The 23497-nt window shown below is 60.8% G+C and carries 26 protein-coding genes and 2 pseudogenes; 17 read left to right on the top strand and 11 right to left on the bottom strand.

Translation table 11 applies throughout. From position 1 onward, the window contains the following. The first annotated feature begins 24 nt into the window (after positions 1 to 24). From AC0NIL_RS32400 to AC0NIL_RS32350, 11 genes and pseudogenes are all read left to right on the top strand, one after another. Positions 25 to 810: a carbohydrate ABC transporter permease gene (locus AC0NIL_RS32400; RefSeq protein WP_442921316.1), complete on the top strand. Its 786-nt coding sequence runs from the start codon at positions 25 to 27 to the stop codon at positions 808 to 810. Positions 811 to 854: 44 nt separating this feature from the next. Next, positions 855 to 1787, top strand: a complete 933-nt coding sequence (gene kce, locus AC0NIL_RS32395) for a 3,5-dioxohexanoate:acetyl-CoA acetone transferase (protein ID WP_473573595.1) — start codon at positions 855 to 857, stop codon at positions 1785 to 1787. Positions 1788 to 1798: 11 nt separating this feature from the next. Beyond that, the gene (locus tag AC0NIL_RS32390; protein WP_063170677.1) at positions 1799 to 2884 is read left to right on the top strand and encodes an ABC transporter ATP-binding protein; all 1086 of its coding nucleotides are present in this window, start codon (positions 1799 to 1801) and stop codon (positions 2882 to 2884) included. Then, positions 2857 to 3066 (top strand): annotated as a pseudogene (locus tag AC0NIL_RS32385) (PAS domain-containing protein); the annotation flags it as partial. The gene AC0NIL_RS32390 and the pseudogene AC0NIL_RS32385, both read left to right, overlap by 28 nt. 60 nt (positions 3067 to 3126) lie before the next feature. Next, a complete protein-coding gene (locus tag AC0NIL_RS32380; RefSeq protein WP_245465204.1) occupies positions 3127 to 3462 on the top strand; it encodes a histidine kinase dimerization/phospho-acceptor domain-containing protein in 336 nt (111 codons plus the stop codon). A gap of 161 nt (positions 3463 to 3623) precedes the next feature. Continuing rightward, positions 3624 to 4097, top strand: a complete 474-nt coding sequence (locus AC0NIL_RS32375; protein ID WP_474048867.1) for a response regulator — start codon at positions 3624 to 3626, stop codon at positions 4095 to 4097. 321 nt (positions 4098 to 4418) lie between these two features. Next, positions 4419 to 5165 (top strand): hypothetical protein, encoded by a 747-nt coding sequence (locus AC0NIL_RS32370; RefSeq protein WP_013525202.1) that lies wholly within the window; start codon positions 4419 to 4421, stop codon positions 5163 to 5165. Next, complete coding sequence (locus tag AC0NIL_RS32365; RefSeq protein WP_063170680.1) at positions 5162 to 5860, top strand: hypothetical protein; 699 nt, start codon at positions 5162 to 5164, stop codon at positions 5858 to 5860. Before AC0NIL_RS32370 ends, AC0NIL_RS32365 begins: the two co-directional genes overlap by 4 nt. 181 nt (positions 5861 to 6041) lie before the next feature. Next, complete coding sequence (locus AC0NIL_RS32360; protein ID WP_473573731.1) at positions 6042 to 7250, top strand: glycosyltransferase family 9 protein; 1209 nt, start codon at positions 6042 to 6044, stop codon at positions 7248 to 7250. A 164-nt stretch (positions 7251 to 7414) separates the two neighbouring features. Further along, positions 7415 to 7768: an ArsR/SmtB family transcription factor gene (locus AC0NIL_RS32355; protein ID WP_082827621.1), complete on the top strand. Its 354-nt coding sequence runs from the start codon at positions 7415 to 7417 to the stop codon at positions 7766 to 7768. Then, the gene (locus AC0NIL_RS32350) at positions 7765 to 8253 is read left to right on the top strand and encodes an SRPBCC family protein (protein ID WP_127367185.1); all 489 of its coding nucleotides are present in this window, start codon (positions 7765 to 7767) and stop codon (positions 8251 to 8253) included. The genes AC0NIL_RS32355 and AC0NIL_RS32350 overlap by 4 nt, the downstream gene beginning before the upstream one ends. A gap of 344 nt (positions 8254 to 8597) precedes the next feature. On the opposite strand, the gene AC0NIL_RS32345 is transcribed toward AC0NIL_RS32350, so the two are convergent. Then, the gene (locus AC0NIL_RS32345; protein ID WP_281058970.1) at positions 8598 to 8732 is read right to left on the bottom strand and encodes a hypothetical protein; all 135 of its coding nucleotides are present in this window, start codon (positions 8730 to 8732) and stop codon (positions 8598 to 8600) included. Between AC0NIL_RS32345 and AC0NIL_RS32340 the strand changes: the two genes are divergently transcribed. From AC0NIL_RS32340 to AC0NIL_RS32325, 4 genes and pseudogenes are all read left to right on the top strand, one after another. Then, complete coding sequence (locus AC0NIL_RS32340; RefSeq protein WP_473573734.1) at positions 8683 to 9279, top strand: oxidoreductase; 597 nt, start codon at positions 8683 to 8685, stop codon at positions 9277 to 9279. The two genes, AC0NIL_RS32345 and AC0NIL_RS32340, sit on opposite strands and share 50 nt — an antisense overlap. 107 nt (positions 9280 to 9386) lie before the next feature. Further along, positions 9387 to 9617, top strand: a pseudogene (locus AC0NIL_RS32335) (IS1 family transposase); the annotation flags it as partial. 75 nt (positions 9618 to 9692) lie between these two features. Continuing rightward, complete coding sequence (locus AC0NIL_RS32330) at positions 9693 to 9821, top strand: hypothetical protein (RefSeq protein WP_275955654.1); 129 nt, start codon at positions 9693 to 9695, stop codon at positions 9819 to 9821. A 40-nt stretch (positions 9822 to 9861) separates the two neighbouring features. Next, positions 9862 to 10125 carry a DUF6894 family protein gene (locus AC0NIL_RS32325; RefSeq protein ID WP_473573730.1) on the top strand — a complete coding sequence of 88 codons (264 nt, stop codon included), beginning with the start codon at positions 9862 to 9864 and terminating at the stop codon, positions 10123 to 10125. Positions 10126 to 10275: 150 nt separating this feature from the next. Here the strand turns inward: AC0NIL_RS32325 and AC0NIL_RS32320 are convergent, their stop codons facing one another. The 9 genes from AC0NIL_RS32320 to AC0NIL_RS32280 form a co-directional block, all read right to left on the bottom strand. Beyond that, complete coding sequence (locus AC0NIL_RS32320; protein ID WP_473573729.1) at positions 10276 to 11019, bottom strand: amino acid ABC transporter ATP-binding protein; 744 nt, start codon at positions 11017 to 11019, stop codon at positions 10276 to 10278. Then, the gene (locus tag AC0NIL_RS32315; RefSeq protein WP_337124031.1) at positions 11016 to 11990 is read right to left on the bottom strand and encodes an amino acid ABC transporter permease; all 975 of its coding nucleotides are present in this window, start codon (positions 11988 to 11990) and stop codon (positions 11016 to 11018) included. Before AC0NIL_RS32315 ends, AC0NIL_RS32320 begins: the two co-directional genes overlap by 4 nt. Positions 11991 to 12049: 59 nt before the next feature. Next, a complete protein-coding gene (locus AC0NIL_RS32310) occupies positions 12050 to 12883 on the bottom strand; it encodes a transporter substrate-binding domain-containing protein (RefSeq protein ID WP_473573728.1) in 834 nt (277 codons plus the stop codon). A 131-nt stretch (positions 12884 to 13014) separates the two neighbouring features. Beyond that, positions 13015 to 13401 (bottom strand): carboxymuconolactone decarboxylase family protein, encoded by a 387-nt coding sequence (locus AC0NIL_RS32305; protein WP_473573727.1) that lies wholly within the window; start codon positions 13399 to 13401, stop codon positions 13015 to 13017. Further along, the gene (locus tag AC0NIL_RS32300) at positions 13394 to 14224 is read right to left on the bottom strand and encodes an alpha/beta fold hydrolase (protein WP_473573726.1); all 831 of its coding nucleotides are present in this window, start codon (positions 14222 to 14224) and stop codon (positions 13394 to 13396) included. The genes AC0NIL_RS32305 and AC0NIL_RS32300 overlap by 8 nt, the downstream gene beginning before the upstream one ends. Further along, a complete protein-coding gene (locus tag AC0NIL_RS32295; RefSeq protein WP_473573725.1) occupies positions 14224 to 15297 on the bottom strand; it encodes an LLM class flavin-dependent oxidoreductase in 1074 nt (357 codons plus the stop codon). The genes AC0NIL_RS32300 and AC0NIL_RS32295 overlap by 1 nt, the downstream gene beginning before the upstream one ends. Positions 15298 to 15336: 39 nt before the next feature. Next, positions 15337 to 16848 (bottom strand): aldehyde dehydrogenase, encoded by a 1512-nt coding sequence (locus AC0NIL_RS32290; protein WP_473573724.1) that lies wholly within the window; start codon positions 16846 to 16848, stop codon positions 15337 to 15339. Continuing rightward, positions 16845 to 17837 carry a flavin reductase gene (locus tag AC0NIL_RS32285; RefSeq protein WP_063173997.1) on the bottom strand — a complete coding sequence of 331 codons (993 nt, stop codon included), beginning with the start codon at positions 17835 to 17837 and terminating at the stop codon, positions 16845 to 16847. The genes AC0NIL_RS32290 and AC0NIL_RS32285 overlap by 4 nt, the downstream gene beginning before the upstream one ends. Before the next feature lie 191 nt (positions 17838 to 18028). Beyond that, positions 18029 to 19834 (bottom strand): helix-turn-helix domain-containing protein, encoded by a 1806-nt coding sequence (locus tag AC0NIL_RS32280; RefSeq protein WP_473573723.1) that lies wholly within the window; start codon positions 19832 to 19834, stop codon positions 18029 to 18031. 198 nt (positions 19835 to 20032) lie between these two features. Between AC0NIL_RS32280 and AC0NIL_RS32275 the strand changes: the two genes are divergently transcribed. Both AC0NIL_RS32275 and AC0NIL_RS32270 read left to right on the top strand, forming a co-directional pair. Beyond that, positions 20033 to 20617, top strand: coding sequence for an amino acid synthesis family protein (locus AC0NIL_RS32275; RefSeq protein WP_473573722.1), 585 nt, complete (start codon positions 20033 to 20035; stop codon positions 20615 to 20617). Between the two features lie 322 nt (positions 20618 to 20939). Beyond that, positions 20940 to 22079 (top strand): FAD-dependent oxidoreductase, encoded by a 1140-nt coding sequence (locus tag AC0NIL_RS32270; protein WP_473573721.1) that lies wholly within the window; start codon positions 20940 to 20942, stop codon positions 22077 to 22079. Positions 22080 to 22260: 181 nt separating this feature from the next. On the opposite strand, the gene AC0NIL_RS32265 is transcribed toward AC0NIL_RS32270, so the two are convergent. Continuing rightward, a complete protein-coding gene (locus AC0NIL_RS32265) occupies positions 22261 to 23496 on the bottom strand; it encodes an NAD(P)/FAD-dependent oxidoreductase (protein ID WP_473573720.1) in 1236 nt (411 codons plus the stop codon). Position 23497 lies beyond the last annotated feature (1 nt).

Raw genomic sequence — 23497 nt, 5'->3', positions numbered from 1 at the left:
CTGAAGAATGGCGCCATCCAGCTGATGCTGGCGATCAACGCCGTCATCATGATCTATCCGCTGTTCGTCATGGTGATGTCGTCGTTCAAGACCAACGCCGAAATCTTCAGCTCGCCCTTCGCCCTGCCGGCGCACTTTTCGCTGGCCAATGCCGAGCGGGTGTGGAGCGAAACCAATTTCGTCCGCTACCTCGCCAATTCCGTCGGCATCACCATGGCCGCAGTGGCGCTGATCCTCCTGTTCAGCACCATGGCCGCCTATGCGATTGCCCGCTACCAGTTCAGGCTGAGCGCGCTGGTGCTGATGTTTTTCCTCAGCGGCATGACGGTGCCGCTGAAACTGGCGATCATTCCGCTGTTCATCCAGCTGGAGTCGCTTGGGCTGGTCGACAGCTATGCCGGCCTGGTGCTGGTCTATGTCGCCATGGGCATTCCTTCGGCGGTGTTCATCATGACCGGCTTCCTCCGGACCTTGCCGCGCGAACTGGAAGAGTCCGCACGCATGGACGGCGCCAGCGAATTTCGCATCATGCGCTCGATCATGCTGCCGCTGGCGCGGCCGGCGCTGGTCATCGTCGCCATCCAGAACGCCGTTCCGATCTGGAACGACTTCTTCTTCCCGCTGGTGCTGATCACGTCGGACAATCTCAAGACGCTGCCGCAGGGCCTCACCGTCTTCGTCGGCGAGTTCACCACCGACTGGGGCGTGCTGTTCACCGGACTGACACTGGCAGCGCTCCCGATCACCCTGCTCTACATCGTGCTGTCGAAGCAGTTCATCTCCGGCATCACCCAAGGCGCAGTGAAATAAGGCGCGGTCAAATAGCCCGCTCAAACTGACGAGGTTTCTTTCAAGTGGCGAACCAGAACAAGATCATCATCACCTGCGCGATTACCGGCTCGATCCACACGCCGTCGATGTCGCCGCATCTGCCGGTGAGCGCGCAAGAGATCGCCGACGCCGCGATCGGCGCGGCCGAGGCCGGTGCGGCCATCGTCCATCTGCATGCGCGCAACCCCGCCGACGGCCGGCCCGACCAGTCGACCGAGGCGTTTGCGCCCTTCCTGAAGGTGATCAAGCAACGCTCGGACTGCGTCATCAACATCACCACAGGCGGTGCCGCCACAATGAGCGTCGAGGAACGGGTCAAGCCGGCGGCGACCTTTGCGCCGGAAGTTGCATCGCTCAACATGGGCTCGATGAATTTCGGCCTCTACCCAATGCTGGAGCGCTTCAAGACCTTCGAGCATGACTGGGAACGCCCCTATCTCGAAGGCTCGCGCGACCGCATCTTCCGCAACACCTTTGGCGACATCGAGCACATCCTGCGCACCTGCGCGCAAAACGGCACGCGTTTCGAGATCGAGTGCTACGACATCGGCCACCTCTACACGCTCGCCCATTTCGTTGAGCGCGGCCTGGTCAAGGCGCCGTTCTTCGTCCAGAGCGTGTTCGGCATATTGGGCGGCATCGGCACCCATCCGGAAGATGTCGCGCATATGAGGCGCACCGCCGACCGGCTGTTTGGACAGGACTACCACTGGTCGGTGCTGGGCGCCGGCCGCAGCCAGCTGCCGATCGCCACCCAGGCCATTGCGCTCGGCGGCAATGTGCGCGTCGGGCTGGAGGACTCGCTCTGGATCGGCAAGGGCCAACTGGCGAAATCCAATGCCGAGCAGGTGCGCAAGGTACGCCAGATCATCGAAGGGCTTGGCGCTTCGGTCGCCACCCCTGACGAGGCACGGCAGATCTTGCAGCTCAAGGGCGGCGACAAGGTCTCTTTCTAAGGAAAATACCAATGAGTGCGCTCACCATATCAGGTGTCGATAAGGCCTATGGCAAGGCGAAGGTCATCCACGGCGTGTCCGTCGACATCGCGTCGGGCGAATTCGTCATCCTGGTTGGCCCGTCCGGTTGCGGCAAGTCGACCTTGCTCAGGATGATCGCCGGCCTGGAAGACATCAGCGCCGGCGAGATCGCGCTCGAAGGCAAGATCATCAACGATGTCGCGCCGAAATCGCGCGATATCGCCATGGTCTTCCAGAACTATGCGCTCTACCCGCACATGACGGTGCGTGAGAACATGGCCTTCGCACTGACGCTGAAGAAGATCGATAAAAGCGAGATCGACGCCAAGATTGCGCGTGCCGCGACGATCCTCGGACTGCAGGACTTGCTGGATCGTTATCCGCGCCAGCTTTCCGGCGGGCAGCGCCAGCGTGTCGCCATGGGCCGCGCTATCGTGCGCGACCCGAAGGTCTTTCTGTTCGACGAGCCACTCTCCAACCTCGACGCCAAGCTGCGCGTGCAGATGCGCGCCGAAATCAAGGCGCTGCACCAGCGCCTGGGAACCACCATCGTCTACGTCACCCACGACCAGGTCGAAGCCATGACTATGGCCGACAAGATCGTCGTCATGAATGGCGGCATCGTCGAACAGGTCGGCGCCCCGCTCGATCTCTACGACCGGCCGGCCAATCTGTTCGTTGCCCAGTTCATCGGCTCGCCGTCGATGAACATCCTGGACGGCCGCACCACTACGGACGGTTTTGTCGCCAGCGACGGCACGGTATTTCCGCTGCCTGCGTTGGGACAGGGCGAAAGTGCGCTTGCCTGGGGCATCCGGCCCGAACATCTCAAGCTCTCAGACAGCGGCGTGCCGGCGGTGGTCGAAGTGGTCGAGCCGACCGGCGCGGAAACCCTTGTCATGGCCAAAGCCGGCAACAACACGCTGAGCGCGTTGCTGCGCGAGCGGATTTCCGTGATGCCGGGCCAGAAGGTTTTCCTGGCGCCGGACCTCACCCAGTTGCATCTGTTCAACGCCAAGGGTCAGCGCATTATGCGGGTGCGGAACGCATCAAGGGTTATTCGGCAGATGAATTAATCGGCAAGCACTTTTCGCAATTCTATACTCTCAAGGACCGTGAGCGGGGCAGTCCGCAAAGTGCCCTGGAGATCGCCGCCCGTGAAGGGCGAGTTGAGCGCGAAGGCTGGCGTATACGCAAGACGGCACTGCGTTCTGGTCCCACGTGGTCATCGACGCCCATTCGGCACGAGGATGGCGAACTCCTGGGGTTCGCGAAGATCACACGCGACATTACGGAGCGGAAGAAGGCGCAGGAGAAAATGGATGCGATCGGCAAGCTAACGGGCGGCGTCGCCCACGATTTCAACAATTTGCTGATGGCGATTTCGGGAAGTCTCGAGCTGCTCCGCAAACGACTTCCCGACGATCCACAATTGCTGCGTCTTCTCGACAACGCGGTGCTCGGGGCGCGACGGGGAGCGTCCTTGACGCAGCGCATGCTGGCTTTTGCCTGGCGGCAGCAACTCGATCCAAAGCCTGTCGACCTAATTGGCCTAAATCCAGGGAATGAGAGAATTGCTGGAGCGGTCGCTTGGCTCAAGGGCGATCATAGAAACGAAATTTCCGCTCTCGCTCGATCATGTAATGATCGATGAAAGTCAGATCGAACTTGCCTTGCTCAACCTGTGTGTCAACGCCAGTGACGCCATGCCTGATGGTGGGCCGATCATCATTTCCGCCCGGATGGAACAGGTCGGCGAAAGCAATGGTGCTGGCTTGGCTCCCGGCCATTATGTCTGCCTCTCGGCAGCCGACAGTGGCGAAGGAATGGACGAAGGGCGACGGAACCGTTTTCACCACAAAAGGCGCTGGCAAAGGTACGGGTCTCGGTCTGTCCATGGTGCATGGGATGACAGAGCAAATGGGCGGGTGCCTAGTGCTCAAGAGCTCCAGGGGAACCGGAACCACAGCGGAACTATGGCTGCCGATCGCAACCGCGAGCTCGGAAGTCGCGCGCGGGCCGGATGTTCTTGCCGAGGAAGCCATTGAGACGGCGTCGCTGCGGATTCTGGCAGTGGATGACGATGCGCTGGTCCTTTTGAATACCGCGGCAATGCTCGAGGATCTCGGCCATACTGTCGCGGAGGCGCATTCTGCGGCGGCAGCCCTCAGGTTGCTGGAGGAGCAGCCGTTCGACCTCGTCATAACGGATCATGCTATGCCGAAGATGACGGGCCTGCAGCTATCGAATACGATCAAAGGCCAGTGGCGAACGTACCCGTCATTATAGCAACGGGCTACGCCGAACTCCCGGGGACTCGCGACATCAAAATTCTCAGCAAGCCATTCACGGAAAGGGAGCTAGCGAGCGCGATAACATCTGTTCGCTTTATTTGGGCCGCCGGCCCGGCCAATGTTCCGTCGAGCCAAACGAAATACCGTCGCTCACGGTTGCTTGACTCCGGCCTGACTGCAACAATATCCCGACTGTGGCGCTCTGGCCTTGCACGATCGCCATCGCGGCGGGTTGATCCATTTACCTGGGGTCTACCGCCAGCCGCGCAACCTTGCATAATGCGGGCAAACTCACTTCCAACTGCAGAGTTACACTATGATGCCAATCTACATCGGGTACGACCCACGCGAAGCCCGAGTCCTCGAGGTGGCGCGATGGAGCGCCTTCCGCCGGACAAGCACGCCGTTGCAGATCCACCCACTGGTGCTCAAAGACCTTGAAGCCCAAGGAATCATGAAGCGACCGATGGAGGTACGTGACGGTAGGCTCTGGTGCCCGATCTCCGAGGCACCGATGGCGACCGAGTTTGCCATATCGCGCTTTGCCGTTCCGTTTATGCGGCAAGGCGGCTGGGCCATGTTCTGCGATTGTGACGTTCTTTTTCTGCAGGATCCCGTCAAGCTGCTCGACCTGGTCGATCCTTCCTACGCGATCATGGCGGTTAAGCACCGGCAACGCGAGTCTGAAGCCGTCAAGATGGACGGACAAACGCAGACGTTCTATCGGCGCAAGAACTGGTCGTCGGTCGTTTTGTGGAATCTAGATCATCCCGCCAACAAACGACTGACGAACGAAATGCTTAATACGTGGCCCGGACGTGACCTCCACGCCTTCAAATGGCTCGAGGATCATGAGATCGGGGAGTTGCCTCTGGCATGGAACTACCTCGTAGGGGCGTCGGCTTCCGAACTCGACCCCGCCGAGGTGTCGCTGGCGCACTACACGCTCGGCGGTCCCTGGTTTGCCGGTTGGTCGGGCGCCACACAATGGGACGAATTGTGGAGCCGAGAAGAAAGCATTCTGCGTGCGTTTGAGGAAAATGCGGTTCAGATCCCCGCATGAAACCTCCGCTTTCGGATCTCTTGCCCGTGCTCTCAAAGCCCATCCTCCGCTTGCCCAGGCTCACGGGTCCCGCCTTGGTCATGGGATCGGCGCCGAATTTTCGCCTCCCGTACGGACATGATGCCGGTTGGGCGCTTATAACCGTCAACGCTTCCCAGATTTTGGCGGAAACCTTTGGCCTCGCCGCTCCTGATATGGCGCTGATGCGTCGCGGCATTCTGGTTGGCCAAGGTGAGCAGGACTTCTACAAGCGTGACTTGCTAAAAGGGCGGCAGGCAAAGCATCTGATCGTCCCGATTTGGCCGGACGTGGAGGACAAGCTGAAAGCCGGCTGTCGCACCTTCGATTATCGTTACGAGACCTTGCAGGCGCTTACCAGGTGGCAGCTTGCCAACATCGTCTGGCGGCTTAGCGGCAAATTTCACGTATCCCGCGGCTGGCACCGGAACATCTCCACGGGGGCTTTCGCTGTCATGCTTGCGCGTTTCGCCGGCTTCGCTCCGGTTGTGGTCAGCGGGTTTTCCCTGTCTCAGGCCGGGCATGGATACGATAGCCGAAACGCCTTCCGATATCATGCCGACGAAGATGCGGATTTGCTTCGGCGGGTGGCGAGAAGAGGCGAGCCCATCTACGCGGAAGATAGAGACTTCGCCAGAGAAAGCGGATTGCCGCTTTGGCAGGGACAGACGCCATGACCACGCCATCCGCAGACCGACAGGCCCCGGTTCCGCTCCTCCCAGGCAGCGAGCGCTGCGTGGGATTGCCTTTTTGTTTGTGGAACAAACGAGAGGTGCATGGGTCGGAGGTTCCAAGGCTGCCGATCCATCGATCACCACAAGCGGCACATGAGCTCTCTTGGACGTTTGTGCGCGCCCAATGACCAACATCCTGCCCCATCGTTTTGACGTGCTGAATATCTCGATGGCTGATCGGCTGGCTGTCAAATCCATTCTGGTTATCCAGGCGAAGTACATCGGGGACGTCATTCTGACCTCTGCGCTTATGCGAAATCTGCGCGTCGCCTACCCACACGCCATCATGGCCATGCTTTGCGCTCCTGGCCTGCGAGACTTGGTGGTCAGCCAGGGTATCGCAGACATAGCCATCGGATTCGACCCTCGAGGTGGTGGTAGAAGCCTAACCAGGCGCTTGAAGGAATATTCAAGCTTGGTCGCTGAGCTCCGCCGCCGAAAATTCGATCTCACCATCGATCTGACCGACTCGAAGACATCGAGGATGCTACACAAGCTGATCGGCGCCCCAATGCGCGTCGGATACGATCCCCCCGAAGTGCCTCTAAAATCTTGGGAAAGTCAGCCTGCCAATATATTTGCTGAAACCTTCGGCCAGGGAGGCGCGCATTACCTGTACCGATATCTTTCGCCGCTGAGAGCGCTCGGGATAACGTTGAGTGAAGTGACACCGAGGCTTGAGCCCACATCCATCGGACGAGGCGCTTCGACCCAGATTCTGGCTCAGAGCAATCTGAATGCAAAAGCTTTCGTCGCGGTGCACGCCGGAGCAAGGTTCGAAGGGCGGTGCTGGCAACCTGAACGGTTCGCCGCAGTGATCGATGAAGTTTATGAAACGACGGGCCTGCGGTCACTGCTGATTGGCGGACCTGACGAGAGCGCAATCGCGCAACGTATCCTGAATGTGGCGGTCTCCCCGTTGGCAAGCGTTGTTGGCAAAGCCTCGCTTGAGACACTAACAGCATTGCTTGCGGACGCGTTTATCTTCCTGGGAAACGAGAGCGGCCCAATGCACTTGGCCGCATCGGTCGGAACTCCAGTTGTGGGCCTCTACGGGCTCACTCCCCCAGATGTCTGGGGGCCAGTTGGCGTGCCTTACCGCACGGTTGAGCCGCCATTGCCTTGCCAGTGTGTTGCTCCCCATTTGTGCAAACCCAACAACCCGGGCGGCGTCTACTGCGTGCACCGATTGCCCGTTGCCAAGGTCGCTCAAGCAACACATGAGTTGATAGAGGCGGTGAGACAACAGGGGAATGCATCCGTCAATTCACCTTCTCCCGGCGGCGACGCGCTGATCCTCCCATCGGCTCAGGATCGGAGCCGGTTGCAGTAATGACCTCGGCATCGGCTGTCCGGGTCCTTGGCAAGATCGTCCTGCAACGCTCTCATCGGCTCGCGCTTTTGCATGCGCCGCGGCTCGCCCGGGAGGCGCGACGAGACGGGGCCGCCAAGGCGGCTTAATCAGAGTCAACGGGCCGCCCGTCGACTACTCCAAGGTTGACATGGAAGGCCCGTCGATTTAAGTTCGCGTTAGTGGCCACTAACGCGAACTACTGGACTGCGCTCGGAGATTCGACGAGACGAACGATCTTCGAACTGTTGCTCGAACAGCCTTGTTCGGTCAGCGGACTTGCTCGTGCGCTGCCTGTAACCAGACCAGCGGTCTCTCAGCACCTGAAGGTACTCAAGGAGGCCGGGCTTGTTGCCGACACGCGCTCGGGCAAGGAAAGCATATATCGTATCGATCCCGGCGGCCTGGCAAGTCTGCGCGCGGAAGTCGATCAGTTCTGGAGCAAGACCCTGGCGGGCTACAAACTAGTCGTCGAGCCTCCAAAGAAGGACCAGGTATGAGCAAGCATCCTGCTACCGAGCCTGTAAGGCACTCCGTCGTCGTCGAGGCATCTATGGCGCGTGCCTTCAAGGTCTTCACCGAGGATTTCGGCAGGTTCAAACCTCGCGAGCACAATCTTCTCGCAGTGCCCATTGCTGAGACGATCTTTGAAGCCTGGGTTGGGGGGCACGTTTACGATCGCGGCGTCGACGGCAGCGAGTGTCGCTGGGCTCGTGTATTGACTTACGATCCGCCGAGCCGGCTGGTTCTGAGTTGGGATATCAACCCGCGGTGGCAGATTGAGTCCGACCTGAACAAGACCAGCGAATGGGAAGTCCGGTTCACGGCGGAGACGGAGAACCGGACCAGGGTTGAGATCGAGCACAGGAATTTCGAGTGCCACGGCGAAGGCTGGGAGAGCGTGCGCGGTGGGGTCGATAGCGATCAAGGCTGGCCGCTGTACCTGCAGCGGTTCCACGATCTTTTCACCGGTCGGGCGCCCTGACGCCGTGCCGCGATTTGAGAACGTCGCTCGCAAGCACAGTTTGAGTCCATTGCGGTTCCGGTGAGCGGAGACAACATGGAAGCCTATTGGTTAAGCATTCTCGGTCGCGTTGGCAATCTATTCGGGTTCGTCCAAAGGATTTGCGGGAGGGCTGGCGGGACCGGTAATCCCTGCAGACGACGACAACCGGCTCTACCTCCGAGGGCGCCCTTCCGTCAGATGGCGACCTCCCGAACGAACTGACCGTCAAATATAACGGTCAGCGCGGTAGCGCCGGCCTGATCATCTCCGAAGTCAACGACGTGGATCACGTCCAGCCACGGCTACGCGCGGATTCCCGGGATTCACTCCGAAGCCCAAAAGCAGGCCGGCGCCCGGTGACCGAAGAGGTTCATCGTCAGGGCGGCACCGGACGGCCGGTTGCGCTTCATGGCGGCAGAGATGCCGAGGCCGCTCAGCACCGAGGAAGTGACGGCCATGGTGGGAACCTTCGCCAAAGCCGCCGCCAATGCCTGGGAGGTCGGGTTTGACGGAATCGAGATCCATGCCGCCAATGGCTATCTGATCGAGCAGTTCATGAACTCGGTGCTCAACACCCGCACAGACTGCTATGGCGGCGGCAGCATGGAAGATCGTACGCGCTTCCTGATGGAAGTCGTCGACGCGGTCGTGGCGGAATTCGGCCCGGGACGCGTGGGGGTTCGCCTTTCACCGTTCGGCAAGTATATGGTTCGATGCCCGCTGATCCGCTCGTCGAGGAAACGTTCCTGTACATCGTCGAGCAGCTCGGGCGCCGCGGCGTGGCCTATGTCCATCTGCTCTATGAGCTGCTGCCCGACGGCAACATGGAATCGGTCACGTTCGAGGCGCGCCATCTCGACCATGACATGCTCGCCAAGGCGCGAGCGTTGTTCCCCGGCGCGTTCATATGGTGCGGCGGCTTCAATGACGTCGAGCATGCCCAGGCCGCGCCAGCTGGCCATTGGCTGTGGCGGACCGGTCCGTCTATTACACCCGCAACGGTGAAGTGGGGTACACGGACTTCCCCGCCTATTCGAACGACGGCGCAGCAAGCAGGGCCGCCTGACACGGCGATAGGCCGAGCAGGAGTCAGGCTCAGCGCCACATTTCTCGTCACCGGCGCCAGTTCCAAAAAGGTGGAGGCTCACGCCAACGCCGTGGCGCTTCACTTCATGTACTACAATTTTGGCCGTATCCATGCGACCTTGCGGCTGACCCCGGCAATGGCCGCTGGCGTGACTGGCAAACTTTGGGAGTTTGGCGATATCGTGGCCCTGATCGAAGCGAAGGAATCCGAGAAGCCGGCGGTGCGCGGCTCCTATAAGAAGCGCGCGTTCGCCTGACAGACCCCACCGAAGGGTTGCCCACTGCCGATTGATGTTGGTATCAAGACAGACCGATGAACCAGGGTCTTTACTATGGACGAATACGATAATCAGAAGGGCGCGAAGCCAGAGGATGTGCGCGCCGCCTTAAAAGGCTGGGCGTTTTTTGCGGCTGCAACGCTTGCAATCTTCGGCGTGGCCTACGCCCTGATTGAGATGTAGTAGCAATGAAACATTTCTGAGGGTTCGCGATTAGGGCTAAATGGCCCGCTTCTTCTTCCATCTAGTCGACAATGGAACCTCATACCCGGACACGGAAGGCACAGACCTTCCAACCCTAGCTTCTGCCGAAGATGAGGCAGCAAGGGCGTTGCTCGAAATAGCCAAGGACCAGATGCCGAACGGCACATTCCGCCAAGTCGCATTGCAAGTTCATGCCGGTACAACCGCGCCGCTGTTTGTGGTAAAAGCGACGTTCGAGCTAATCCGCAACGAGCCTTATCCCGATCAGCGAGTGGGAGCCTAACCATCTTGCTGTTGAAAGCGCCCGACGCTTTCAGATGCGAGCGGCGGCACGGGTGGAGACTTGCGCTCCACCATAGCAGAGACCGTCCGCATTATCGCTGAATAACTGACCCACTACCCTCACCGCCATTGGCTTGGCAAAATGTGCGTATCAGTGCTTCAGTATCTGGCTGAGAAACAGCTTGGTGCGATCGTGCTGAGGATTGCCGAAGAAGCTGTCCGGCTTGCCTTCCTCGACTATCTGGCCGGCATCCATGAAGATGACGCGGTCGGCCACCGCCCGTGCAAAGCCCATTTCATGAGTGACGCAAACCATAGTCATGCCGTCGCGCGCTAGCCCGGTCATCGTATCGAGCACTTCCGACACCATTTCCGGGTCGAGTGCCGATGTCGGCTCATCGAACAGCATTACCGCCGGCTTCATGCACAGGCTTCGCGCAATGGCGACGCGCTGCTGCTGGCCGCCCGACAGCTGGACCGGGAATTTGTTCGCCTGTTCGGGAATGCGCACGCGCTCCAGGAACTGCAGCGCGGTCTTGCGTGCCTCGGCGGCGGAAACGCCCTTGACCCACATCGGCCCGGCCATGCAGTTCATCAGCACGGTCAGATGCGGAAACAGGTTGAAGTGCTGGAACACCATGCCGACATTGCTGCGCACGTCGGCGACGTTCTTCATCTTTGGGTGAAGATGGATGCCGTTGACGGCGATGTCGCCCTCCTGATGCGATTCGAGGCGATTGAAGCAGCGGATCAGTGTCGACTTTCCGGAGCCGGACGGACCACAGATGACGATGCGTTCGCCTTTGTGGACCGTCAGATTGATGTCCTTCAGGGCATGGAACTGGCCGTACCATTTGGAGACGGCCCTGGCTTCAATGATGGGTTCAGCGCTCATCGCACCTTGCTCCTGGCATAGTGTCGTTCGATGCGGGACTGGATCAGCTCGAGGCAGATCGACAGCATCCAGTAGATGAGAGACGCCGAAATCAGCATCTCCATGTGCTGGAAGGTCTTCTGACCCAGCGTGCGGGCAAGGAACATCAGTTCCCAGACGCCGATGACCGAGACCAGCGAACTGTCCTTGAGCATGGAAATGAACTGGTTGCCGGTCGGCGGAATGATGACCGGAAGCGCCTGCGGCAGTATGATCCGGCGCATGGTCAGCGAAAAGCCAAAACCCATCGAGCGCGATGCTTCCCATTGACCGCGGTCGATGCTCTGGATTCCCGATCGGAAAATTTCGGTCATGTAGGCGCCGTAGCACAGCGAGAGCGCCAGGATGCCGGCGGGAACCGCACCGACCACGAAGCCCAGTTGCGGCAGGCCGAGATAGATCAGATAAACCTGCATCAGGAGCGGCAGGCCGCGAAAGAACGAGGTGTAGAAGCTTGCGATGGCATAGGCGAAGCCGTTGGTGGACAGCTTGGCTACGGCACCCAGTATGGCGATCAGGGAGGCGATGATGATGGAGACCGCAGAGACATAAAGGGTGGTGACGACGCCCTGTGAAATCAGGAATGGCAGCTTCTCCCAGATGAAAGGCAGGCTGAGATGGAAGGTTTCGAAGAAGGCAAGGAAGAGCAGCAGCAGTTCCAGCCAGACGATGGCGATCTGGACGCGCAGCGAGGCGAAGCCGATCAGGACGACATTGAAAACGAACAGCAGCGCGATCGTGAATGCGATGGCGAACCTGCCGTAGAGGCCGCTATGTGCGGGTTCGCCGATGACCGGGCGCATCAATTCGCCGAAGCTCGTCGACGTCAGGTTGAAAGCGAGGAAGATCGCGAAGACGACGCCGAACATCGTCGCCACAAACCACGGCTTGTGCACGAGGACTTCAGCTTCGACGGTATCGGGGTAGAGCATAGCCTGTCCCTTCAGATGGTCGGCGGCCCGCACAGGCGAGCCGCCAGCGAAAGTTGGGACTATTTTACAACCGAGTAGTCGACCCCGTACCACTTCCTGGAGAGCGTGCTCAGCGTGCCGTCGCCTTTCATGGCCTTCACGGCATCGGCGATCCTGGCCGAGAATTCCGGGTCACCGTGTTCGATCGCGACAGCCAGGGGCTCGTAAAACACCGGATCGCCGATCTGCTTGATCGGATAACCGGCTTTCACGGCATCGACGATGCTCGGCTGCGAGGAGACGACGGCATCGAGCCGAACGCCGTCACCGATCCGCAGATCGTCGAAAGCGGTGGTGGAGTTCTCGTAGGAGTGCACTTCCTTCGGGTTGAGCTTGTATTCGAAGGGCGGCGCGCCGGCCGCGTCGAGCGTCAGATCCTTCTTGGCATAGGCTTCGAAGGTCGATGTCGTCGTCGCGCCGACAACCTTGCCATCCAGATCGCTCAACGATTTGGCCTTGCTGTCCTTGTGAACCGCAACCGCTGCTGGCGTGTAGTAGTACACAGCGGGAAAATCGAAGATTTCGGCGCGCTTCTTGGTCGGCGTCATCGAGCCTACATGCATGTCCCAGCGGCCGACCCAGTTTCCGGCGGTGATGATGTCCCAGCCCGGCGTCACGAACTCGACCTTGACGCCGATGCGCTTGCCGATCTCCTTGGCGACATCGATGTCGAAGCCGTCCAGCTCGTTGCTGGCGTTGAGGAAGGACTGCGGCGCCCAGTTGGCGTCAGTTGCGACCTTGAGAGTCCCGGCCGCCACGACACGGTCCAGCACCGCGCCGGCCTGAGCCGGAAGCGTCGTCAGTGTCAGGGCAAGCGAAGCCGCCAATGTAGCCAATTTCAGAGATGTTTTCATGTGTACCGTTCCCCTTGTTGTTGTTGCTAATTTAGAAATGAGACTGCCGTCGCCGTCTTCCGGCGAGGCAGAGGAGGTTTGCCGCGCCGATTGCTCGGAACGAAGGTAAGCCGACGGTCGCGAAACGCTTGTCATGGCGTGTCGGCCTTTGCTTCGTCGCGCACCGCACGCGCGACACGGAAGGCCTCGACACCTGCCGGAACGCCGCAATAGACCGCGATCTGGATCAGGGCCGCCCGCAGCTCGTCGTCGCCAAGCCCGTTGCGCATCGCACCTCGAAAATGCACGCCGAATTCATGCATGCGCCCCAGTGCCGCAAGCATGCCGAGATTGAGCAGGCTGCGCTGCTTGAGATCGAGCGCGGCGTCAGTCCAGCATGTGCCCCAGCAATACTCGTTGAGCACCTCCTGGAGGGGCCTGGAGAAGTCGTCGGCATTGCCGATTGCGCGGTCGACATAGTCGTCGCCCAGTACTTTGCGGCGGACTGCCTCGCCGGCTTTCTGCAATTTGCTATCCATGGCTGGTCGCCCCTTCCCGTCGTGAGTGGTCATCCAGGAAGTCCGCTATCAGGCCAGCGACCGGCCCGGGCGCTTCGATCAGGATCGAATGCCGCAACCCCGGCAGGATCTCGAGCCGCGAGCCGCGGATCTGGTCGTGCATATGACGCGCCATGCGCGTGTTGGATCCCTGGTCGTCCTCCCCCGTCACGATCAGTGTCGGCGACCTGATCTGGTCGAGGATGCCGCCGAAATCCGTCTCGGCCAGAACCCGGTAAGCGGCGGCGTAGCACGCAGGATCGTTCTCGGCGTCGCGCCGATGCAGCTCGGCGATCACATCCGGGTTGCGCTCCTGAAACTCCTCGGTAAGCCACCGCGAGAGCGACGCGGCATGGTGCGCACTCGGCTGGCTGGCGGTCAAAGCGGCGAGACGACGCAGAACCGCCTGCCGTTCTTCCGGCAAGCGCCCGGCGACGGTCGCCAGCAGCACCAGCTTTTGAAGCCGATCGGGATGGGTCAGTGCCAGGCGTTGGGCTATAAGGCCGCCCAGCGAGAAGCCGGCAAGATGAAAGCGCGCAAAGCCAGCATGATCGGCCAGCGCCAGCGTATCGCCGACGAAGTCATCAATTTCGTAGCGTCCCTTGATGCGCGCCGACCCGCCATGGCCACGTAGATCAAATGTGAGCACGGTGAACTGATCCGGCAGGCGAGCGACGACGCCGCTCCACGCTTCCAGATAGGAGCCGACGCCATGGATGCAGACCAGCTTCTGTGGCCCGTTCCCGTCGACACGATAGTTGAGCGCCACATCGCCGTGAACGAAGGAACCGGTCGCCATCGCCATCAGTGCCCCACCGCGACAACCCTGGTGCGATCCCGCGTGGCGAAGTGCGGCATGACCTCATCGACGAACAGCCTGATCGTCTTTTTCTGCAGCTCGAACGGCAGGTTGAAGGTGAGTCCCAGGCAGTACTGGTCGACGCCCGCGGCCTCATAATCCTCGAGCTTCTCGATGATCTCGCCTGGGGTGCCAAACATCAGGTTCTTGCGGATGCTCTCCGGATTGTAGTTGTCCTTGCCCTTGACGCTTTCATAAGGCACAGCCTCGGGGAAACCGTTCTTTACCGTGCCGATGTTCTGGAAGAGGTTCTCGAAGGAGCGCCCGTAGTCGATGGCGTGGCGGACTGCGACTTCCCAGTCCTCCGGGCGATCGTAGATGCAGGTGCGGCGTTGCATCATCAGGCGTGGGCGGGGCACTTCCGGATGGTCGGCGACCGCCTTGCGAAATTTTTCGCCGAGCACGGCAATCTCGGCCGCGGGCGCTGAAAGCGGCGTCGACAGGATGTTGGCACCGATGCCTACGGCCCAGTCGAATGTGCCGGGGTCACGTGCCGCCACCCAGATCGGCGGATGCGGCGTCTGCAATGGCTTGGGCACGCCCGCGGCCAGCGGAAACTTCCAGTAGTGGCCGTCATGCGCATAGTCATGGGCCCACAGTTTCTTCACCGCCGGCACCAGTTCCTTGAGGTAGGCGACGCCCTCCTGCTGTGGCATGCCGCCGGCCATGCGGTCGAACTCGTATTGATAGGACCCACGGGCTATGCCGAACTCCAGCCTGCCGCCGGTCAGGTGATCGCAAAGGGCGGCTTCGCCAGCCAGGCGGATCGGGCTCCAGTACGGCGCCACCAGCGTCGAGGTGCCAAGCCGGATCTGCTGCGTGTGCTGCGCCAGCCAGGTCAGGGTCATCAACGGATTGGGCGAGATGGTGCACTCGATCGTATGATGCTCTGCCGTCCACAGCGTCTCGAAGCCGCCCGCGTCGGCCATCTGCGCCAGCTCGAGCAGATTGCTCTTCACCTTCGACATCGGCATGTCGGGCGAGAAGCGCTCCATGGTCAGCGACACTGCAAATTTCATTTCTGTTGTCCCGTCCTTTGTGGTCGGTGTGGGTGATGCTCAGCGCAGGCGGATGACAAATGGGTCCTGCATGACCCCGGAATAATCGATCATGATGTTCTTCAGCCGCGAGAACTCCTCCATCACGTCGAAGCCTCCCCTGCGGCCATAGCCGCTTTCCTTGAAGCCGCCATTGGCCGACATGAAGGACGAGGCGCGATAGGTGTTGATCCAGACGGTTCCGGCATCGACATTGCGGGCAAAGCGCAGCGCGCGGTCGATGTCCTTGGTCCAGATGCCGGAGGACAGCCCGTAGCGCGTGTCGTTGGCGAGCGCGGTCATCTCCTCTTCCGACGAGAAGGGGATGACGCCGACGACCGGACCGAAGATTTCCTCCTGCATGAAGTCCATGTCGTTGCGGGCGTCGACCATGACGGTTGGCTCGAAATACCAGCCTTCCGCGAGCTCGGCCGATTGCGGTCTGCGGCCACCGGCCGCGATCTTCGCCCCCTGATGGACGCCCGAGGCGACGTAGCTTTCAACTTTGGCAAGTTGTGCCGACAGCGCCAGCGGACCCATGTCGGTATCGTCATTCAGGGGGTGGCCCACCCTGACCCGCTTGGCGCGCTCGACCAGCGCGTCGACGAAACGGTCATAGATACTGGCCTCGACGAAGCAGCGCGATCCGGCAACGCAGCTCTGGCCGGCGGCCGCGAAGATGCCGGAGACGACGCCGTTGACGGCATGGTCCAAGTCGACGTCGGCAAAGACGACCTGAGGTGATTTCCCGCCAAGCTCCATCTGGCACGAAACCAGGTTTGCGGCCGCGTTGGTGGCGATCCGCCGGCCGGTGGCCGTGCTGCCGGTGAAGACGATCTTGGCGATGTCGGGATGACGCGTCAGCGCGTCGCCGGCGCTGGTGCCCGTGCCGGTCACGACATTGACGACGCCGGCGGGGAAGCCGGCTTCCATGATCAGTTCGGCCAGCGCCAGCGTCGAGGCGGTGGCGTGTTCGGACGGCTTGATGACAACGGTGTTACCGATGGCAAGGCACGGCGCCAGCGTGCCGGTGAGCAGCATCAGCGGTGAATTCCATGGCGTGATCATGCCGACGACGCCGAGCGGTTCGCGCATATTGAAATTGAGCATGTCGAGCTTGTTGACGGGGATCGTGTCGCCCAGCAGCTTGTCGGCCATCCCGGCGAAATAGCTGTAGGAGTCCGGCATGGCGCGCATCTGCGCCCGCATCTCCTTGAGCAGCTTGCCATTGTCGCGTGTCTCGATCAGCGCCAGCTCGTCGGCATGTTCGAACACCAGTTCCGCCAGGCGATAGACGAGCTTCCCGCGGTCGGTCTGGGTCATGCGGCGCCAAGCCGGATCGGCAAAGGCTGCTCGCGCAGAGGCCACAGCGGCATCGACATCGGATGCGTCGGCCTCGGCCAGTTCATACCAGGACCTGGCGGTCGTTGGATCGTAGCTTGGAATATATTGCCCGCCTTTCGGTGCGACGAAACCGCCGCCAATGAACAGCTGCTGGCGGGAATTCTCGATCGATTTGACTGACGTCTTCATGGCTGTTCCTGTTCGGCGTCCTTGGGGCTTTGCATCCATGGCTTCGAACCGCCATCAATGCTGGCGAGACGCCCGCCATCGCCCGAATCCATGTAGATGCTGAAGCGCTCGTCGTGCCGCTCACGGCTGTAGCGGCGCAGCAGCGCGCGGATTTCGCGCGCCGGAATGTCTTCGTAGGGAAGGTCCGCCAGCGGAAAGAACTTGAATCCCGCGGGCAATGTGAGGGCGGCGGAAGCGCCGGAGAGCCGGGCGCGATAGATGAGGTAGCCGGGATCGCTGTCGGCGACATCGAAGACGGAATAAAGAAACGTCTCATCCGGAAGCAGCGTCAGTGCGTCGCCGCCTTCGAGCTTGAGTTCGTTTTCCGCCTTGCGGCTCTTGGCGCTGGGCAGCACCCAGCCGCCCTTGCCGTCGGCGCGCAACAGGATGTTGCCTTCGGCTTCGATCAAATAGCCGACGATCATCGAGTGGGAAGCAAGCCAGCCCGGTGGCAGTGGATCCTTCACCGCGGCATAGCGTCCGCGGCAAAAGCCGAGCGGTGCCGACGGACTGGTGCCAAACGCCTGCACGGCGCCAATGAGAACGACATGGTCGCCGGCATCGACGCGGTTGTGCACGGTGCAGTCGAACCAGGTCAGGCATTCGTTGAGGATCGGCGCCCCGGTGTGGACACGGTCATGGCTGATCGAGCCGAACTTGTCGTGCGCCTTCGAGGCGAAGACCGCCGAGACGTCAGTCTGCCCCTCATGCAAAAGATTGACCGCGAAGGAGTCGGACGCGTTGAACGCGGCATAGCTGGCAGCGGCCTTGCCGACGCAAACCAGAAGCAGCGGCGGATCAAGCGAGACCGACGTAAAGGAGTTGGCCGTCATGCCGCGCGGCGTGCCATCGGCGTCGCGGGTGGTGATGACTGTGACGCCGGTCACGAAGGTTCCGAATGCCCTTCTCAGTGCAATCGGATCGATCGTTGGCTGTGGAGTCGTCAGCATCTGGCCTCGTGTTCCCTCTTCGTATTGCGCGAGACGTTAGCCGCTGACCTGCAGCCGTTCTTCCTTCTGTTGATAGGAACAGTAGGCAGAGAGGCTGCTGTGTTTGCGAGCAAGGATCGCGGACAACAACGCAAACGGCAGGGAAGATACCCAAGCTGGAAACAGTCCGCACGGCGGAGGCTGGAACGATGCTATCTTTCGACCGAATCGCGGTTGTCGATGACCTCGCGCAAGCGGATGGCGAGCTCGAAAGCAAAGCGCCGCTCAGGGGTATCGAGATCGACACCGAACAGTTCCTGGATGCGCGCCAGCCGGTACCGCAAGGTGGTCACGTGCAGCCCCATCGCATCAGCGCAGGCCTGGCTGCGGCAGCCTTCGCGCAGATAAGAGAACAACGTCTCCATATAGGGGGTGCCGTGCTGGCGATCGTGATCGGCGATGGCGCCGACACTGTCCTGCACGAAGCTCCGCACATCCTCCACCTCGGCGGCCGCGATCAGCATCGGCAGCGGGCCGAAATCCTGGCTGGCAAAGACGCCGGTCCGGCCGAACGAGCGTCCGATACGGATCATGCGCCGGCAGCGATCCCATGCCGGGGGATAGTCCGCAAGTTTGGTGCAGAGACCGGAAAGAACGACGAACGGTTCCTGGCCGAATTGGCGCCCCAGTTCCTCGGCAACCTTGCGCAGCAGCTTGGCGATACGGTTCCTGTCTTCGCCCAGCTCAGCCGGGATCAGGCAGACGAGGCCATTGTCGACGACGATGATGTCAGCCGCGACCGAGTTCTGCTGCAGCAACCGGATCACCGCATGATGCGGATCGACCAGACGTCCGGCGCTGCTTTGGGCGGCTTCAGGCAGATCGATGAGGATCATCTGCTTTGGTGATGCCAGCCCTACGCCAAGCCGCTGCGCCCGCTGCATTACATCGGCGGGGTCGTGCCAGCGATGCTCGACCACCTCCATGAACAACTCCGTCAGCGTGCGTGTCTCGAATCGGAAGCGGATGAAGCTGCGCATCATCTGGACGCTGAGCGCGAATTTGGCGCTGTCGAGCAGGAGCAGGTCGAGCTGGCTGAAGGGCTCCTGCATGGTGAAGATGACCATTGCCCCGACAGCCTCGGCATCAACGCTCAACGGTTCGATCTTCGCGGTGAGACGCAGACGGCGCATGCCGTCGTCGAGGAAGAATGTATGAGCCTCGCTGTGCGGCTGATCCACCGCCGACCGCGCGACCTTCATGATCTGCCGGTGCAGGCTGGTGCTGGCGGCAAGCTGCCAGGCCGCGTCGTCGAAATGCTTCTCGCTCGGTGAGCGGCTGGCGACGATCAGGTTGGCGGTGAAATCGACCACGACGACGGGGTTGGGCACAAGTGCTGCGATCCTGCCTGCAAGCGAAGGCATCGAGCTTTCGGCCAAGGCCTGCTGCAGCAGCGACGTGTGTGCCTGGAGCGCCTGCTGGAGCCGTTCCGATGCACGCTTCTCCTCGCGCAGCTTGTGCTGTTTCTCGACAGCGATTTCACCGAGATGGACGATCATCCCGATGAAGGCGAGATCGTCGGCGCTGACGTCCATGATCTCTCGCGAGATGACGCTGAGCACCATCGGCCTTCCGGCCTCGTCGACGCAACTCATCGGCATTACCAGAACGCTGCGGTAGTCGCGTTCGAAAGCCTCTATGCGATAGCCAGGAAACTCCTCCGAGACCCGGGCATCCCTGATATAGACGGCCTCGTTGCGTTGCAGGGCGACGATCGACGGACTGGTGGCGAGTTCCCAGCGGTCGGGGAGCGACCGCTGGATCAAGGTCGGGTCATGGCGAACGATCACGTAAGCATGGCCATGCGGTGCGTCGATGCTCATGATCGACCCCATCGTCCATCCGGCATGCCGGCAGGCGGCCAGCACCAGATCACGCAACACCGTGCTGAGATCGCCGCCTGAGTTGATCAGGCTGGCGGCGTCGCGTAACGACAGGATTTGCGACTGATGGTTCACTGGTGCGACTGTTCCGGCTGACCGATCTGTTCCTGTTGGCACTGCGAGCGCCGATATAAGCAATTCGCGGCCGAGTGAAGCTACACGTCTTCCGAGAGCGAGACATCCGGTTTTTCCTCTGAAGCAGAGGAAGACGCGTGGTGCGCGCCTTCCTAGCCTGGCCCTTTCGAGTTTGGGCAGGAAGGACCGTTGGCGCGAATGGAAATCAGGAAAGTCTGCACCTTCATCGACGAGGTTCTGATCGAGGGCGGCAAGGTCGCTGGCAAACCGGTCACATCGATCGTCGTCGCCGCCGTGTTGAAGAACCCGTGGATGGGACGGGGCTTCGTCGAAAACCTTCGCCCCGAGATCATCGACATCGCCCCCAGGCTCGGCGCCGAACTGACCCGACGGCTGATTGCACTGATGCCGACGGCGGAGATCGAATCCTACGGCAAGGCTGCGGCTGTCGGCCTCAATGGCGAGATCGAACATGCCTCGGCACTGATCCACACGCTGCGCTTTGGCAATCTGTTCCGCGATGCCGTCGGCGGCACCACCTATCTCGAATTCTGCAACACTAGAAATGCCGCGGGGGCGTTGTTGTCACTGCCAATGATGCACAAGAGCGAGAACGGGAGGCGCTCGCATTTCATCACCGCGAACTTCCAGATCGCCGATGCACCGGGTGCCGATGAAGTGCTGGTTGCCATTGGTGCAGCCAACGGCGGACGCGTTCACGCCAGGATTGCCGACAGGTTCCAGGATATGGCGGAAATGGACGCGGAAAACGGCTCCTCCTGATAATCGGAGTCGTGTCAGGTCGTAGACCGACCAGCCTTTGTCCTGTCTTTCAAGCGCGCCATTGCGGGACATTGGCTGCGAAAGGCCTTCTACAAACCGGGGTGGCTTCTGGGAAGCGGGACCTTGTTTCGTGCAAGGAGCCGACCTATCCTAGGCTCCGTCGCGAAAAACAACTGCCTGACCATTGTCACCTTCGTCAGGCAGTCGAGTACACGTCAACTGTGCACAGCACGGTTCGGCTAGCGTCTCCGAGAGTAACCGCCCGACGAGAAGTCGGGCTCATGGCAACCGTCATTCCGACGGATGCATTGGAGCGCTAAAAATGCGAAATCGTATTGCAATCATTGGTGCGGGCCTTGGTGGCCTCACGCTTGCCCGCGTTCTTCATGTCCATGGCGTTTCAGCCACGCTCTATGAAGCCGACGCCTCCTCTGCCTCGAGAGCGCAGGGGGGACTTCTCGACATTCACGCATATAACGGTCAGCTCGCCCTCAAATCCGCAGGTCTGTTTGACTCGTTTCTTCAGCTCGTCCGTCCTGGCGAAGATGCAAAACGGATTGTCGACAAGGACTGTCATATCTTGTTCGACAGGCCGGGCAGCCACAGCGGCGAGCGTCCTGAAGTGGACCGGGGCGAGCTTCGCAAGATGCTGATCGATTCGATCCCGGCCGATATGATCCATTGGGACCATAAGGTCACGTCCGTGGCAGCTACCGACGACAATCGCCATGAGATCACCTTCATGGACGGCTCAAAGGTGACCTGCGACCTTATCATTGGGGCTGATGGCGCGTGGTCGAAGGTCCGTCCACTGCTTTCTGATTCAAAGCCGGCCTACACAGGAACGTGTTTCGTCGAGACATTCCTTTTCGATGGCGACACGCGCCACAAGGCGAGCGCAGAGGCGATCGGCAGCGGCACGCTGATGGCCGTTGCGCCCGGCAAAGGTATCCTGGCGCATCGCAATGCCGACGGAAGTCTGCATGTCTACGTCGCCTTGAACAAACCGGAAGACTGGATCGCTTCGATCGGTTTCAGTGACGCTGAAGCTGGGTTGGCTCATATCGCCGGGCAATTCGAAGGATGGGCTCCGCAGCTGACTGCCCTCATCACGGACTGCGACACCGATCCAGTGCTTCGACCGATCTATGCGCTCCCGGTTAGTCATCGCTGGAGCCGGGTGCGAGGCGCAACTTTACTCGGCGATGCCGCGCATCTGATGTCCCCATTCTCTGGCGAAGGCGCGAACCTCGCCATGCTTGATGGCGCGGAGCTTGCCCAGGCGCTCCTTGCCTATCCTGATGAGATCGAAGCCGCACTCACTGTCTACGAAAAGAGACTCTTCCCACGAAGCGGCAAGGTGGCCCAAGAAGCCGAGCAGAACCTAAAGCGGTTTTTTGACGACACCGCACCGCAAAGCGTGGTCGATCTGTTCAGTGCGATGCAGGCATCGGCGAAGTAATCGCACTGGGACGTGACTCGTTGAAGTCCCCGACAACACGACCGGTCGGAGGCCCAGGAGCACATCTGGGCTCCGCGGTGATACCGGCGGAATCTGGAAGGAGGTGAGGTTTGAGAATTCGCATTCCAATGCGAAGCGGGCTCGATCTAAGCGGTATCCGGCGCAACCGCTACCCCGTTGTTCAGAGATATCGCACAGGGGCAGCCTGAGTCACCTGATCTTCGGCCCTGCCGCCCGCCAGTTCCGAGAATAGCCGGGCGCTTGTGGGTCCAAGGGTAAATCCCTGATGGCCGTGACCAAAATTGCACCAGAGACCGGGGATTTTGGGAACGGCGCCAACTACCGGAAGCATGTCTGGCATGCATGGCCGCCAACCTGCCCAGGGCTCAGGCTCGACGGCTTCACCGAAATCGATCACCTCGCGCGCCATACGTTCGGCTCGGGCCAGTTGCCAAGGCGTCTTGGTCGACGCGAAGCGGGCAATCTCGGCGCCCGTGGTCAGTCGAAGCCCTTGACTCATGGGGCAATAGAGGGCCGCAGCGGCAACATCGAACAACGGCCTGCCTGGAAGGCGATCGGCTTTGTAGTGCCTGTGGTAGCCCCGCTTGCGTATCATGGGCATGGAAACGCCCAACGGCCTGAGGAGGGATGGCGACCAGGCACCGAGCGCAATGACGATGTTTTCAGTGGCCAGGCGCCGCCCGTTCCGCAAGTGGACGTGCCAGCCGGAAGCAGGCTGCGTCAGTGACCGCACTTCTTCTTCCAGCAGGGTGCCGCCGCGGCGGCGAAAAAGCGCTGCATACGTCGCGACGAGCCCGCCCGGATCAACACAACTTCTGCTTTGTTGCCAATGCACGGCACCCGCGAAATCCCTCTTCAGGCAGGGCTCCTCACCTCTCAACGCCTGATTGGTCAAGATGCGCGACTGAACACCAAAGTCCTTTCTGTAGCGTTCCGCCTGCGCGGCGTCCGTATCGAGCTCACGGGCCTCGCGATGCATCTGGATGTAGCCGCGTCTGACGAACAAGTGTTCTGCGCCGGCTCCGGCAATCAGCTTGTCGTGGTCCGCGGCGCAGTGGCCAATCAACTGCCTATAGATTTGGGAAATTGTCCGATATCTTATCGGGGCAGAGTTGAGATAGTAGAGCGCGAGTGGCAGTGCCGCGGAGGGCAGAGCCGCCAGCTGGTACCTGACGTCGTTGCCCAACCCGAGTGCCAGACGCAGTACATCAAGCGCGGCCCGCGGAAATGCATAGGGCTCCATCACTTCGAGCTGGACAATCCCGGCGTTTCCGTAGCTTGCCTCCCTGCCCGGTTGCCGACGGTCAATGATGATGACCTCATGCCCGCCTTCTTGCAGGGCAAGTGCTGTCGTCACACCGACGATGCCGGCGCCGAGGATCGCAAACTCACTCATC

The sequence above is a fragment of the Mesorhizobium sp. WSM1343 genome (genome assembly GCF_055901535.1).
Note: the sequence above shows the minus strand (reverse complement) of the source record. Positions and strands in the feature narration are given on the sequence as shown.

Bases quoted from the DNA above. Each gene is read 5' to 3' on its own strand.
- AC0NIL_RS32365 (WP_063170680.1), top strand. From the start codon at position 5,162: ATGAAACCTCCGCTTTCGGATCTCTTGCCCGTGCTCTCAAAGCCCATC.
- AC0NIL_RS32285 (WP_063173997.1), bottom strand. From the start codon at position 17,837: ATGCTGACGACTCCACAGCCAACGATCGATCCGATTGCACTGAGAAGG.
- AC0NIL_RS32315 (WP_337124031.1), bottom strand. From the start codon at position 11,990: ATGCTCTACCCCGATACCGTCGAAGCTGAAGTCCTCGTGCACAAGCCG.
- AC0NIL_RS32295 (WP_473573725.1), bottom strand. From the start codon at position 15,297: ATGAAATTTGCAGTGTCGCTGACCATGGAGCGCTTCTCGCCCGACATG.
- AC0NIL_RS32340 (WP_473573734.1), top strand. From the start codon at position 8,683: ATGGCGGCAGAGATGCCGAGGCCGCTCAGCACCGAGGAAGTGACGGCC.
- AC0NIL_RS32390 (WP_063170677.1), top strand. From the start codon at position 1,799: ATGAGTGCGCTCACCATATCAGGTGTCGATAAGGCCTATGGCAAGGCG.
- AC0NIL_RS32275 (WP_473573722.1), top strand. From the start codon at position 20,033: ATGGAAATCAGGAAAGTCTGCACCTTCATCGACGAGGTTCTGATCGAG.
- AC0NIL_RS32325 (WP_473573730.1), top strand. From the start codon at position 9,862: ATGGCCCGCTTCTTCTTCCATCTAGTCGACAATGGAACCTCATACCCG.
- AC0NIL_RS32380 (WP_245465204.1), top strand. From the start codon at position 3,127: ATGGATGCGATCGGCAAGCTAACGGGCGGCGTCGCCCACGATTTCAAC.
- AC0NIL_RS32350 (WP_127367185.1), top strand. From the start codon at position 7,765: ATGAGCAAGCATCCTGCTACCGAGCCTGTAAGGCACTCCGTCGTCGTC.
- AC0NIL_RS32370 (WP_013525202.1), top strand. From the start codon at position 4,419: ATGATGCCAATCTACATCGGGTACGACCCACGCGAAGCCCGAGTCCTC.
- AC0NIL_RS32305 (WP_473573727.1), bottom strand. From the start codon at position 13,401: ATGGATAGCAAATTGCAGAAAGCCGGCGAGGCAGTCCGCCGCAAAGTA.
- AC0NIL_RS32270 (WP_473573721.1), top strand. From the start codon at position 20,940: ATGCGAAATCGTATTGCAATCATTGGTGCGGGCCTTGGTGGCCTCACG.
- AC0NIL_RS32290 (WP_473573724.1), bottom strand. From the start codon at position 16,848: ATGAAGACGTCAGTCAAATCGATCGAGAATTCCCGCCAGCAGCTGTTC.
- AC0NIL_RS32330 (WP_275955654.1), top strand. From the start codon at position 9,693: ATGGACGAATACGATAATCAGAAGGGCGCGAAGCCAGAGGATGTGCGC.
- AC0NIL_RS32345 (WP_281058970.1), bottom strand. From the start codon at position 8,732: ATGGCCGTCACTTCCTCGGTGCTGAGCGGCCTCGGCATCTCTGCCGCC.
- AC0NIL_RS32310 (WP_473573728.1), bottom strand. From the start codon at position 12,883: ATGAAAACATCTCTGAAATTGGCTACATTGGCGGCTTCGCTTGCCCTG.
- AC0NIL_RS32320 (WP_473573729.1), bottom strand. From the start codon at position 11,019: ATGAGCGCTGAACCCATCATTGAAGCCAGGGCCGTCTCCAAATGGTAC.
- AC0NIL_RS32360 (WP_473573731.1), top strand. From the start codon at position 6,042: ATGACCAACATCCTGCCCCATCGTTTTGACGTGCTGAATATCTCGATG.
- AC0NIL_RS32300 (WP_473573726.1), bottom strand. From the start codon at position 14,224: ATGGCGATGGCGACCGGTTCCTTCGTTCACGGCGATGTGGCGCTCAAC.
- AC0NIL_RS32265 (WP_473573720.1), bottom strand. From the start codon at position 23,496: ATGAGTGAGTTTGCGATCCTCGGCGCCGGCATCGTCGGTGTGACGACA.
- AC0NIL_RS32400 (WP_442921316.1), top strand. From the start codon at position 25: ATGCTGGCGATCAACGCCGTCATCATGATCTATCCGCTGTTCGTCATG.